Below are 12,924 nucleotides of genomic sequence, written 5' to 3'. Positions count from 1 at the left end.
TGGCCGTCTCTTCCAGGCTGCTCGCCTGCTCTTCGGTCCGCGCCGACAGGTCGGCGTTGCCCGCCGCGATCTCCTGCGCCGCCGTGTTGATCGACTCCGACGCCTCCTTGATCTGCCCCACCACCTCGCGCAGACGCTCCACCGTCGTGTTCGTGTCGTCCTTCAGCTGGCCGAAGGTGCCGCCGTACTCCGCCGTGATCTTCTCCGTCAGGTCGCCGCGCGCGATCGCGTTCAGCACACGGGCAATGTCGTGCAGGCCGATCGAGATGACCTCGGTGAGCTGGTTCATGCCCTCGGTAAGGGTGACGAAGAAGCCCCGCTTGCCCTCGGTGGACAGCCGCCGGCTGAAATCACCCGCCAGCGCGGCCTGCATCAGCGTGGCCAGCTCCTCTTCGGCGTGGACCTCGGCGGTGCGATCGACCCACTCCACCACCGAGCCGAGACGCACACCCTCGGCGTTGGTGACCGGATTGGCCACCAGCGCGAAAGTCCGCCCCCCCAGCTTGACGGTGGCGCGGTGCTCGCCACGCAACGCACCCAGCACATTCCGCTGGTGGGCCGGGTTCTTGTGGAAGGCGTCGAAGTTCCGCCCAACCAGGCCATCCACCCGGAAGGACGGGAGATCCCTGCGGATGTCGTGCTCGGCATTGCGCAGCATGCCCAGGACGGCTTCGTTGCAATACACGATCTGGCCATCCGGATCGGCCACCATGATGTTGGTACTGGCCTTGTCGAGCGCGTTGCGCACCCGCAGGTTGTCGTCCGCCACCGCCTTGTCGGCCGACATCTTGGCGCGCAGCCGGGACTGCATGTCATTGAGGGCGACGGCGATGTCTCCAAAGGCGTCCCGGGACGGCACCACCAGCTTTTCATCGAGCCGGCCCTGGGCGATGCGGCCGACGCCGGCGTCGATCTCACCGATCGCCTGGAGCATGGTGCGACGCAGGCCGATGAAGAGATAACCCACGATCAGCAGGCTCAGGGCGATCACCCCGAGCGCCAGCGCCCGGGCCTGCTCGAGGCGGGCGAGACGTTCGGCGAGGCGCTGGTCGAACTCCCGGGCGGCCAGGTCGAAAAGCCCGTAGGCGGCGTCCACGGCCCCGGTGGCCACCTCGAAGTAGCGGGCCGGCGGCAGGGTGATCTCGGACGCCTCCAGCAGCCCGGTCCGGGCCAGCGTCAGGTAGGCATCCAGGCTGGCATCCAGCGCTTCGCCTGCGCCGGCCAGCTTCGTGCGCAGCGCGGCGTCCTGGCTGCCGGCCTTCCGGAGCGCCGTCTCGATGGCCGTGCGGGCGTCCTGCAGACGGCGCAGCATCACCGTCATGTCGATGCGCTCGGCGGCGCTCTGCCCCTGGCGCGCGGCCTGGGAGGCCCCCTGGGCCCGCAGGCGGCCCGCGTCCTCGATCAGGGCCGGCAGGCGGACCACGAAGACATCCATCAGGTAAAAGGTTTCGAGCTCCGGGTCGAGCATCGCGTTGCTGTGGTCGGCGATGCTGGTGATGAAATCCCGGACCCGCTCGATGTAGGCCGTATGGAGCCGGAAGCTTTCGTCGGCGCCGACGGACACGGCCTTGGCCTGCACCGCGCTCCAGTCCTCGCGCAGCGCCTTCCACACTCCCGCCGTGCCGAGCGCCGCGCCGTCACGGGCATCAACCGCGTCGCCCTCCCTGAGAGCCTGGCCCACCTGGGCCTGCAGTTCCGCCAGCCGCGCGGCCTGCGCCGCGTTGCCGCCGACCACCGCCTGGGCAACCCCCCGATGGAGCTGGACCGCCTGCATCAACTGACGCGCCGGCATCACCATAGGAACGGTGCGGGTTTCCTTGTGGGTAAAGGCGATCTCGGCGGCGATGCGCTGGTTCAGCATGGCCGCCAGAACGATCAGGGGCACCAGCGCGATCACGCCCAGCAAGGCCATCTTGCCCTGTACGGACAGCCGGTTCATGACCCCCACGGCGGGGGAGAAGACTCCACTCATGCTCAGCCTCTTTCGGCGTCGGATTGCGCGGCGGCAACGGCAGCCCGCCGCTTACTGGGCAGCTTCGTCGACCAGTGCCATTTCGCTGGACAACATCAGGCGCTCGATATCGACGACGATCAGCATGCGTTCGCCGATCGCCCCCAGCCCCATGATGTAGGCGGTATCCACCGAGGACGCGAAGTCCGGGGCGGGGCGGATCTGTTCGGGCTTGAGGGCGATGACGTCGGACACCGCATCGACCACCATCCCGACCACCCGGCCGCCGATGTTGAGAATGATCACCACGGTGAACGGGGTATATTCGGCCACCCCGACCGAGAACTTGATGCGCAGATCGACGATCGGCACGATCGTGCCGCGCAGGTTGATGACCCCCTTGATGAAGCTCGGCGCGTTGGCGATGGTGGTCACCGCGTCGTAACCGCGGATCTCCTGGACCTTCAGGATATCGATGGCGTATTCCTCCGCCCCCAGCGTGAAGGTGAGCAGCTCCTGGGCAAAGCCGGGCTCTTCCGACTCGTGGGCGGTGGCGGTCTGGTTGGCCTGCAACATGGTGAGAGACTCCTTGTGGCGGATGTCTCCTTTACGGCAGCCCCATTCCTTTCTGAAGGCGTCATCCATGCGCAAAAGGCCGCCCGGAGGCGACCTTTGTTGACGCAGGACAAACGGATGGGCTCAGGCCGCCGCCGGCAGCACCCGCCTGGCCATGTTGACGAGCACCGGCACATCGAGGATCAGGGCGACGCGGCCATCGCCCATGATCGTCGCCCCGGTGATGCCCGGCACGCGCCGGTAGTTGGCTTCGAGGCTCTTGATGACGACCTGGTGCTGGCCGATCAGCTGGTCGATGAAGAGCGCCGCGCTCTGGCCATCGGCCTCGAGGACCACCATGATCCCCTTCGACCAGTCGGTGATCGCACCGCTGATGTGGAACACCTCGTGCAGGCAGATCACCGGCAGATATTCGCCGCGCACCTGGATCAGGCGCTCGACCCCCGAGATGCTCTTCATCATGCCGCGCTCGGGCTGCATCGACTCCATCACGTAGCCCAGCGGAATGATGTAGGTCTCGGGCCCGACGCCGACGCTCATGCCGTCGAGAATCGCCAGGGTCAACGGCAGGCGCACGGTGATGCGGGTGCCGACGCCGGTCATCGACTCGAGCTCGATGCGGCCGCCCATCGCCGAGATGTTCTTCTTGACCACGTCCATGCCGACCCCGCGGCCGGAAACCTCGGTGACCTGCTCCGCCGTCGAGAACCCCGGCTCCATGATGAGCTGCCAGACCTCCTGGTCGCTCATCGCGTCGCTGACCGCCATGCCGCGCTCCTTGGCCTTGGTCAGGATGCGGGCGCGGTTGAGCCCGGCGCCGTCGTCGCCCACCTCGATCACGATGTTGCCGCTCTGGTGATAGGCCGACAGGGTGATCGTCCCGGTTTCCGGCTTGCCGGCGGCGCGGCGCCGCTCGGGAGTCTCGAGACCGTGGTCGAGGCTGTTGCGGACGAGGTGGGTGAGCGGGTCGGTGATCCGCTCCACCAGGCTCTTGTCCATCTCGGTCGTCTCGCCGATGGTCTTGAGCTCCACCTGCTTGCCGAGCTTCTGCGAGAGATCCCGAACGACCCGCGGAAAGCGGCTGAAGACCACCGAGATCGGCATCATCCGGATCGACATCACGGACTCCTGAAGATCGCGGGTGTTGCGCTCCAGCTGGGCAAGGCCGTTGATCAGGCGCTCGAACACCACCGGATCGACGCTGCTCGCCGCCTGGGTGAGCATGGCCTGGGTGATGACCAGCTCGCCGACGAGGTTGATCATCTGATCTACCTTCTCGACGCTGACCCGGATCGAGCCGCTGTCCCCACTCCCGACCGCCTTGACCGGAGCCTTACGGGCCACGGTGGCAGCCGGGGCCGGATCCGCCGCCGGCATCGCAACCGGCGACGCGGCCTCGGGCAGCTCGACCTCGGCAACAGGCGCCAGCTGGGGCGCGGGCGCCGACGGCGCTGGCAGCGGGTCGAAGAAGCCGTAGGCCTTTTCCTCCGGCGGGGCGGAAAACACCTGGGACGGAGCCTCGGCCGGCCCGGGCAGGTCGGTGAAGAACCCGTAGGGCTCCACCGGCGCCGCGACATCGGTAAACAGGCCGTAGGGCTCGGCAGCGGCCGGCACTTCCGGCAGCGGCTCGAAGAAACCGTAGGCTTCGTCCACCACCTGCTTCAGATCGGTGAAGAATCCGTAAGCCTCTTCCTCGACGGCCACTGGCGCCGCGGCCAGGCGGTCCATCCTCAGCGTCGCCGCATCCGCCACGAAATCGATGATCCCCTCGACGGTTTCGGCCGTCGCGTCGGTGACGATGCGCAGGTGGCAGTCGGCGCTCCCTTCGGTCGGAGCGGCAACCGTGTCGACCCTACCGAGCCCGGACAGCTCCTCGACGAGGCTCGTCAGCGCGGCGGCGGCGGCGGCCTGGTCGCCGGAAATCCGGAAATGCACCTCGAAGCCCCCTTCGCTCCCGCCCGGGGCTTCTGCCGCAAAGGCTGGCGCGGGCGCCGGCGCGGGGGCCGCCACGTTACCGCCGTCGAGGGCCAGGCAGAGGGCCTCGAGACGGTGGCAGATGGCCTCGGCCGCGGCCAGGTCGGCCTCGTCCTCGCCCCGGTGGGCGGCCAGCAGGTTCTTGAGTACGTCCCCCGCCACCAGCGAGGCGTCGACCATGTCGTCGGTGAGGGGTGCCTCGCCCTTGCGGACCCGATCGAGCATGGTCTCGAGGATATGGGTGACTTCCATCATGTCCTGGAAGCCGAAAGTGCCGCTCGACCCCTTGATCGAATGCGCGGCACGGAAGAGCGCATTGACCTCCTCCGGATCCGGCGCCGCCGGGTTGATCGCCAGCAGCAACGCCTCCATGCTCGCCAGGTGCTCGGCAGCTTCCTCGAAAAACACCTGGTAGAACTGGCTCATGTCTATGGCCATGCCTGTCTCCCCTGCCCCGCCAACGCCGGGCCTTGCTTAGCCGATCACTTTCTTGACGACTTCGATCAACTTCTGCGGGTCGAAGGGCTTGACCAGCCAGCCGGTCGCTCCCGCGGCGCGGCCCTGGGACTTCATCGTGTCGGACGATTCGGTGGTGAGCATCAGGATCGGCACGGTGCGGTAGGTGGGCATCCCGCGCAGCGTCTTGATGAGGGTCAGGCCGTCCATGCGCGGCATGTTCTGGTCGGTCAGCACCAGATTGAAGCTCTTGCCCTTCGCCTTCTCGAGGCCATCCATCCCATCGACGGCTTCGACCACTTCGTAGCCGGCGCTCTTCAGGGTGAACGACACCATCTGCCGGATCGAGGCAGAATCATCAACGGTGAGTACGGTCTTGGCCATTATTCTTTCCTAGGGTTCTGAAACTAAAACAAATCGATGTCGCCATGCGACATTTCGGTCTGGCTCACCGGGCTGCGGCTGAGGCGCTCTTCGATAGCGGCCAGATGCTGCCGCACCTGCCCGGCCGTCTGCACCAGGGCGGCCGCGTCGCCGGACATGACCAGGCGACGGATACCCTCGGACAGGCCGTCGAACTCGCCCATGAAGGCGTCGAGGGCTTCCGCGCGCTTGTCCACGTGGGTGATCAGCTGCGAAACCATATCCTGAAACTGCAGGGCCGTGATCGCGCGCCCGACTTCACCGTCCATCTCGCGGGCATGCTCGCCCAGCCGGACGATGGCCTTGCCCCGCTGCTGGTTGATGTCCTCGATGGAAGTCAGCACCTGCGCCACCTGATCCTTCGACTGGACGGCGAAGTTCATGTCGGTGGAGGCAAGGCGCTCGATCGCCTCCTCGGCGCCGGAGACACCCTCGCGCATCGACTTCATCACGGTGGAGATCTGCTGGCTGAGCTGACTGGTGCGGGTGGATAGATCGCGGACTTCATCGGCGACCACCGCAAACCCCCGCCCCGCCTCGCCCGCCCGCGCCGCCTCGATGGCGGCATTGAGCGCCAGCAGGTTGGTCTGCTTGGCGATGCCGGCGATCTGGCCGAGGATGCTTTCCACGTCGGAGGCACGCCTCGAGATTCTATCCGTGAGCTCGACGAGCTCCATCCCGAGCTTGCTGTTCATGACCACGTTGTCGACAACCTTCTGCATGACGTCCGAGGTCGTCTGGACGAAGGTGTCGAAGCTCGTTGCACTCTCGGCCTCGTCGTCGTCCTTCACCAGACCGACGGCGATCGCCTCCTGGGCCTGGGTCGCGGTGAGGATGCCGTTGAAGCTGGAGGTCAGGGTCGCGATGGCGTCGGACAGCATGTCCTGCACACGGCTCACCTCGCTGCGGATGGCCTCGTGCTGCCGCCGGAACGTGGCGGCACACTCCCGCAACACGTCCTCGACGGCAACCAGCCCCTCCGGCACGACCGGCGCATCCTTCGTGGCCGCGGGCTGGGCCTCGACGGTCTTCGGCAGCAGGGCGATCAGCAGCAGCCATCCTAGGGCGGCCCCGCCCACCGCGACGGGCGCGCCCGCGAACCCGCCGGGCAGCTGCGAGGGAAGCCACGCAGCCAGCCCGGACCACGCAAGGCCAAGCGTCGTCACAGTGGTTCGAGACAACTTCATGATCACTCGATTACAAATATGGATACGAGGCTGGATATCGTCATTCGCCGGCCGAATCTTTAGGAGGCGGACGGGGCGCCGGGCGCGGGGAAGCCCCAAGGCCGGCGCGGATGTCACCCACATCGACCCCGTCGCTGGCGCTCACGTCGAGCTTCTTGCTGGCATGGCCCCGCAGCGCCGCTTCGGCCTGCTTGTTGAGCACGATGATACTGATCCGGCGGTTGAGCGGCGCCGTCGGGTTGGCCGGATCGAGGGGCAAGGTATCGGCCAGACCGACGACCCGGACGATCTTGCCCTCTGCCAGGCCGCCCACGACGAGCTCGCGCCGGGAGGCGTTCGCCCGGTTGGCCGAGAGTTCCCAGTTGGAGAAACCCCGCTCTCCGCCCGCATAGCGGGTCGCGTCGGTGTGGCCCGACAGACTGATCCTGTTGTCGACCCCGTTGAGGGTCGCGCCGATGGAGCGCAACAGCTCCTGGGTATAGGGCCGCAGCGAGGCGCTGGATGAGTCGAACATCGGCCGGTTCTGCTCATCGACGATCTGGATGCGCAGCCCCTCCGAGGTGATGTCGAGCAGCAGCTGGCTCTTGAAGGGACGCAAACTCGGGCTCGCTTCGATGATCGCCTCGATCTGCCCCTTCAGATCCTCCAGACGGGCGCGTTCCTTACGCTCCTCCAGCTTCTTCTCGGCCTCCTGGGCCCCCTCCTCGCCAACACTCTTGGTGCCGCCCTTGGCCGCCTCGACGTTCATGGTGCGCCGGCCGTCCACGTCACCACGCTTCACCTGCCCGACCGAGCGGGTCAGATCCTGCCCGCCTCCGGCGATCGGGCTGGTCGCGTCACCGGCGCCGGAGCCCCCGCTCATCGCCACCTTGAGCGGGGAATTGAAGAAATCCGCAATGCCCTGCAGGTCGCCCTGGGCCGTCGAGCCGAGCAGCCACATGAGCAGGAAGAAGGCCATCATCGCGGTCACGAAGTCGGCATAGGCGATCTTCCATGCCCCACCGTGGGCACCACCGCCCCCCTTCTTGATCTTCTTGACGACGATTGGCTGCTGGGTGTCGTCGCTCATGGCTGCGCTCCCCCAGGGCCAGCAGGCCGCGCGATCTCAGGCCACACGATTCGGGCGCTCATCACTTCTTGCTCTTGATGGCTTCTTCCAGTTCGGCAAAGCCGGGGCGATCCGCCGCAAACAGCACCTTGCGTCCGAACTCGACCGCCACCTGGGGTGCATAGCCGTTCATGCTGGCCAGCAGCACTGCCTTCATGCACTGATAGATCTTGCCACCCTCCTCGACCTTCTGCTCGAGCTGGCCGGCCACCGGCGCAACGAAACCATAGGAAACCAGAATGCCGAGGAAGGTCCCCACCAGCGCGCCGCCGATCATCTTGCCGAGCACCGCCGGCGGCTGGCCCACCGAACCCATCACGTTCACCACCCCCATCACCGCCACGACGATACCGAAGGCCGGCACGCCGTCCGCCACCTTGCTGACCACGTGCGCCGGCATGTGCGCCTCCTGGTGGTGGGTTTCCATCTCGATGTCCATCAGGTTTTCGATCTCGAAGGCATTGAGGTTGCCGCCGACCATCATCCGCAGGTAGTCGCACAGGAAGTCCACGGCGTGATGATCCGCCGTGAAGGCGGGGTATTTGGACAGGATGGGGCTACCCTCGGGGTTCTCGATATCGCCCTCGATCGACATCAGGCCTTCCTTCCGGACCTTGGCGAGGATCTCGTAGAGCATGCACAGCACGTCGATGTAGTACGCCTTGTTGTAGGGCGAGCCCTTGAAGATCGTCGGCAGGGCCGCGATGGTGCCCTTGATGGCCTTCGGCCCGTTGCCGGCCACGAAACCGCCCAGCGCAAGGCCGACGATGGCGATGTACTCGGTCGGCACCCACAAGGCTGCCAGGCTGCCGTGCACCGCATAGGTGCCGAGGGATGCAGCAAGGATGATGACGTAGCCGATGATCAGAAACATCGCCGAAACCCCAGTCTATGGACGAGCCGCGCAGGAACCGCCCCGGATGCATTGTTCTTCATCGGCCATATCGGCCCTGCCTGGATAAACTTGAGCACCTGACGCAAGGATGTCGTCACCTGAAAATCCCAAAAAAAACCGCCGGCGGCCGGCGGCATCAACTCTTCGGATCGAAGAGGGAGGGTCAGGGAAGCGGATTCTCCGCCGCCGCGGCAGCCTTCTTGGTCTTGCCGGCACGGGAAGGCACATGGCACAGGCCACAGACATAATGCCCCGTCGGATCGAAGGCATGGACGACGAACTCGCCACCGCAGCAGGTGCATTTGGCCGACTGGAGCAGCTTGGCGTCGAAGAAGCGGATCAGGGTCCATGCGCGCGTCAGCGACAGCACCTGCTCCATCTCGAAGGCTTCGATGTGATCGTTGTAGAGACGATAGGCCTGCACGATGGCATCAAGCCCTTCCTGCCTGGCCTGGGTGCGCACGAAACGGTACAGGGCCATGAACAGGGACGCATGGATGTTGGCCTGCCACGACATGAACCAGTCGGTGGAGAAGGGCAGCATGCCCTTCGGAGGCGACACACCCTTCACCTCCTTGTAGAGCTTGAGGAGACGCTCGCGACTCAGCGCTGTCTCCTCCTCGAGCATCTGCATGCGTGCCCCCAGGCGGATCAGCTCGACCGCCCGCTGAATATCCTGGGCCTCCTGCAGAACGCTCTTGTTGCGCATGGGACGCCTTCCTTTCGATCGCCCGGGATCGGTCCGGATCAGGCCAGGTTCTCCACCGGCCGCCCAGCCGCCAGAATGGCCGCGTGGAGATGCGCCGCGCCACGCTCGCGACCATGGGAAGACAACAGATCCACCAGCATCGTGTCATTGAAACGGAACTGGCACAGCAGCATGGTGGAACTCGCCATGCGCAGGATCTGCGCAGAACTGAGCCCTTCCAGCATGTCGGCGACTTCCTCGCCGATGCCGAGACGATAGATGGCGGCCGCGCGGTCTTCGCGCAGCATATGCTGGGTCAGCATCAGGTAGGCAAGATTCAGCTCCCTGATCTCCTCGTGCAGACCGTTGGCACTCATGATCGTCTCCTCGGTAAAGCTCCGTTTCTATGCGGCAAATTCTGCCGTCAACCGGCAAAACCAACCATTCGAGGGCTTCGGATAATTCCGTAAGACATTTTCCGCAAGGCGGAGTAAGAAAATTACTTACAAAATCCCCCAAAATGGGCATCGCGCCCGGTTCCCGCAGTCCCACCCGAGGCTCGTCTGCGTACACACCAAGGCTCACCATCGCGCCAGCGCTCAGGGCAGGACGGGGCCCGGCCGCAGGGACTGCGCGGTCATGATCCGGTTCCGGCCCTTGTTCTTGGCCAGATACAAGGCCTGATCGGCACGCTTGACCAGGGCATCGGGATCACCCATCACCGTATCCCGGGTCGCCACGCCGATGCTGACCGACATGCTCAGCAAGTCACCGGACAGGGGCAACGGCGCGCTCTCAACGGCGAAGCGGACCCGCTCGGCACAGGCCAGCGCGGCATCGAGCCCGGTATCCGGGCAGATCACCAGAAACTCGTCGCCCCCCGTCCGGGCCACGATGTCCTGCGCCCGCAGCGCTCCCTTGATGGCGCCCGCAACCTGCTTGAGCACCGCATCGCCGACATCGTGCCCATGAGCATCGTTATAGCCTTTGAACTGATCGACGTCGATGACCATGCACGAGAGCGGCCGTCGGGTGCGCGACGACACCGACCACTCCTGCTGGATCCGCTCGATCGCATAGCGCCGATTGGGAAAACCGGTGAGGGAATCGGTGAGGGCCACTTCCTGAAGGCGACGATTCGACACCGCGAGCTCGGCCGCAAAACGCCGGATCTCCTCGCGATCCCGATCGAGCTCCTGCTGCAGGCGGATCACCCGCTGCCCGGCCCTCAGACGAGCCGCCAGGACCCGCGGATTGATCGGCTTGCTCATGAAATCGTCGACACCGTTCTCGAACGCCTCGATGAGACGATCGTCGTCTTCCATCCCCGTCATCACCAATATATATATGCTGCGCCCGATCTTGGTCTGCCGCAGCGCCCGGGTCAGCTCGAGGCCGCTGATCTCCGGCATCACCCAATCGACGATCATCAACTGCGGCTGGAATTCGAGCGCCATCTCCATCCCGACGCGCCCATCCGCCGCCTCGATGACCTGATGGCCGACAGTCTCGAGCACCTTGCGGACCAGCGCGCGCATGCTCGCGTCGTCATCGACGATCAGCACCCGCATCGGCTGCACGCCCACCGGCAGCCCCAGCGCTGCGCCCCCTGCCGAGGCGCCCCCCTGGGACAGCGACTCCCCCCCTCGCGGAACGCGGCGCCCGTCCGTCGCGAGGCCACCGTCCCGCTCCCTTGCTTCGGTGGCAAGACTCGCCGCAATCGCCTCGCCCCGGCTCGCCAGTTCGCTGAATGGCGGGATCTCCTGGGTGTCGAGATCAAGCAGATCCCCCCACCCCTGCCACTCCGCCACGATCGCGTCGCACATCTCGGTGACCGTCACAGGGTCAAAGGACAGGCGGGAAGCGATCTCGAACAGGCGACCAACCAGAATCGGTCGCTCCGCCTCCTCCGCCACGAAGATCTCGGCGATGAACGACGAGAGTTGTAGCGAATGCGCGATCACGAACTCCCGCGAGCCCTCGGCATAGCCGGACTCCTCAGGATGTTCCGCAAAAAAAACCGGCTCATGGAAGATTCGCGGCAGCCCCCAGTCAGCCAGCATCGCCGAGCCCAGCTCCCGGTGATCCATGGCGAAGGCTCGCTGTTCGAGCACCGCGAGGGGGATATCCCGGTACTCCAATGTCTGCTGCAGCACCTTGGCATATTCCTGAGGATACAAGGTCGCCAGCGCAAGCTCACCGATCCTCGCCAGCAGGCCGAGACAGAAGGTTTCCTCCGCCGCCGCAGACCGTGTCCGCTTCGTCACGGCCTGCATTGCCAGGGCCTGTACCAGACACCCTGTCCAGTAACGCCCGTAGTCGAAATTACGGCAACGCCCGTCCCGATAGCTCGACAGCAGGGAGAACCCAAGCGCCAGGGTTCGGACAGTCGGCATTCCCAGCACCATCAACGCCTCCTGCACCGACGCGACCGCCCTCCGACCATGCCCCGTCAGCCCATTGGCAGCCTTGATCAGGCGTCCCACGAAAGCTGGGTCGGTCTTGATCACCCGCGTCAGTTCCGCAACCGAACTATCCTCCTGCTGGATCAGCCGGATGATGGCGAGCGCCACCCCTTTGGGCGACGGCAGGTCACCCGAGGCCTTCAGTTGTTCGAACTTCGTAATATCGATCGGCTGCGCCATAAGATTTCCAGTGAAAATTGGCGGCCCCTCCACCGCCCGCTCCAAGCTTATCGGAAAACACGCCCCTCCCCCGCCCACAAGCGGCATTCCCGCCGCCATCAGGACACCCATGGGTGGGTTACATTAGAATCAGGCAAACGTTCCTGAACATCCTACAGCCATGAATTATTGTTCTCATTGTGGTGCTCCCGTCAGCCTGAAGGTCCCTCCGGGCGATAACCTGCCGCGGCATGTCTGTGACCGCTGCGGCACGATTCACTACCAGAACCCCAAGGTCGTCGTCGGCGCCCTGGCCACATGGGATGACAAGATACTCATGTGCAAACGGGCCATCGAGCCGCGCTATGGCTGCTGGACGCTGCCGGCCGGCTTCATGGAAAACAACGAAACCTGCGGAGCGGGCGCCATCCGGGAGACTCTCGAGGAGGCTGGCGCCCGTATCGAACTCGGCCCGATGTTCTCATTTGTGGATTTACCCCACATCAGTCAGATCCACATCATCTACCGGGCTCGCGTCCTCGACCTGGACTTCAAACCTGGCGAGGAATCCCTCGAAGCGGCCCTGATGACCGAAGCACAGATTCCTTGGGATGAAATAGCCTTCCGGTCGGTGACATACACACTCAAAGCCTTTTTTGAAGACCGGCGCCGGGGGCAGTTCGATCTGCACACCACCAGCCTAAGCATCCCCGTACCGGATACATACCGCTAAAGACGCCGAAACCACCCCCAACTCACACCTCCGAGGGGAAGGTCATTCAATGCCAGCACCTTCCCCGATTGATGCCTGCGCTTGATCGCGTGCGCTATTGGCAACCGGGAAAGGCTTGACCCATTCCCCGAAATCACAAGGCGAGGTTTTATCAGGGCAATTTGCTTTAAGTTTCCTGCCACATAAAGCCCAAACCCCCTGCAGCGTTTGCTGCAGGGGGTTTGCATGGGGTTAGTCTGACGATGACCTACTTTCACGCACGGGTGTGCACTATCATTGGCGCGGTCTCGTTTCACGGTCCTGTTCGGG

The 12,924-nt window shown here is 65.0% G+C and carries 11 protein-coding genes; 1 reads left to right on the top strand and 10 read right to left on the bottom strand.

Annotation, left to right across the window (positions count from 1 at the left end):
- The 10 genes from ACE3OU_RS18290 to ACE3OU_RS18245 all read right to left on the bottom strand — a co-directional run.
- A partial coding sequence (locus ACE3OU_RS18290; protein WP_374242993.1) for a HAMP domain-containing protein occupies positions 1 to 1,972 on the bottom strand: 1,972 nt, incomplete at its 3' end.
- 51 nt (positions 1,973 to 2,023) lie between these two features.
- Positions 2,024 to 2,527, bottom strand: coding sequence for a chemotaxis protein CheW (locus tag ACE3OU_RS18285; protein WP_374242992.1), 504 nt, complete (start codon positions 2,525 to 2,527; stop codon positions 2,024 to 2,026).
- 123 nt (positions 2,528 to 2,650) lie between these two features.
- A complete protein-coding gene (locus ACE3OU_RS18280; RefSeq protein ID WP_374242991.1) occupies positions 2,651 to 4,939 on the bottom strand; it encodes a chemotaxis protein CheW in 2,289 nt (762 codons plus the stop codon).
- Between the two features lie 36 nt (positions 4,940 to 4,975).
- Positions 4,976 to 5,341: a response regulator gene (locus tag ACE3OU_RS18275; protein WP_374242990.1), complete on the bottom strand. Its 366-nt coding sequence runs from the start codon at positions 5,339 to 5,341 to the stop codon at positions 4,976 to 4,978.
- A 23-nt stretch (positions 5,342 to 5,364) separates the two neighbouring features.
- The gene (locus tag ACE3OU_RS18270; protein ID WP_374242989.1) at positions 5,365 to 6,567 is read right to left on the bottom strand and encodes a methyl-accepting chemotaxis protein; all 1,203 of its coding nucleotides are present in this window, start codon (positions 6,565 to 6,567) and stop codon (positions 5,365 to 5,367) included.
- A gap of 40 nt (positions 6,568 to 6,607) precedes the next feature.
- Entirely contained in the window at positions 6,608 to 7,636 is a 1,029-nt protein-coding gene (gene motB, locus ACE3OU_RS18265) for a flagellar motor protein MotB (protein WP_374242988.1), read from the bottom strand.
- A 61-nt stretch (positions 7,637 to 7,697) separates the two neighbouring features.
- On the bottom strand, positions 7,698 to 8,549 hold the full coding sequence (gene motA, locus ACE3OU_RS18260) for a flagellar motor stator protein MotA (RefSeq protein ID WP_374242987.1): 852 nt from the start codon (positions 8,547 to 8,549) through the stop codon (positions 7,698 to 7,700).
- Between the two features lie 184 nt (positions 8,550 to 8,733).
- Positions 8,734 to 9,279 carry a flagellar transcriptional regulator FlhC gene (gene flhC, locus ACE3OU_RS18255; protein ID WP_374242986.1) on the bottom strand — a complete coding sequence of 182 codons (546 nt, stop codon included), beginning with the start codon at positions 9,277 to 9,279 and terminating at the stop codon, positions 8,734 to 8,736.
- Positions 9,280 to 9,317: 38 nt separating this feature from the next.
- Positions 9,318 to 9,635, bottom strand: coding sequence for a flagellar transcriptional regulator FlhD (gene flhD / locus ACE3OU_RS18250; RefSeq protein WP_374242985.1), 318 nt, complete (start codon positions 9,633 to 9,635; stop codon positions 9,318 to 9,320).
- A 222-nt stretch (positions 9,636 to 9,857) separates the two neighbouring features.
- A complete protein-coding gene (locus ACE3OU_RS18245; RefSeq protein WP_374242984.1) occupies positions 9,858 to 11,903 on the bottom strand; it encodes a diguanylate cyclase in 2,046 nt (681 codons plus the stop codon).
- Positions 11,904 to 12,063: 160 nt separating this feature from the next.
- On the opposite strand from ACE3OU_RS18245, the gene ACE3OU_RS18240 reads away from it, so the two are divergent.
- On the top strand, positions 12,064 to 12,615 hold the full coding sequence (locus ACE3OU_RS18240) for an NUDIX hydrolase (protein ID WP_374242983.1): 552 nt from the start codon (positions 12,064 to 12,066) through the stop codon (positions 12,613 to 12,615).
- Positions 12,616 to 12,924: the final 309 nt, after the last annotated feature.

Source organism: Zoogloea sp. (assembly GCF_041908905.1).
Lineage (GTDB): Bacteria > Pseudomonadota > Gammaproteobacteria > Burkholderiales > Rhodocyclaceae > Zoogloea.
This window is presented reverse-complemented; position numbering and strand designations above follow the sequence as displayed.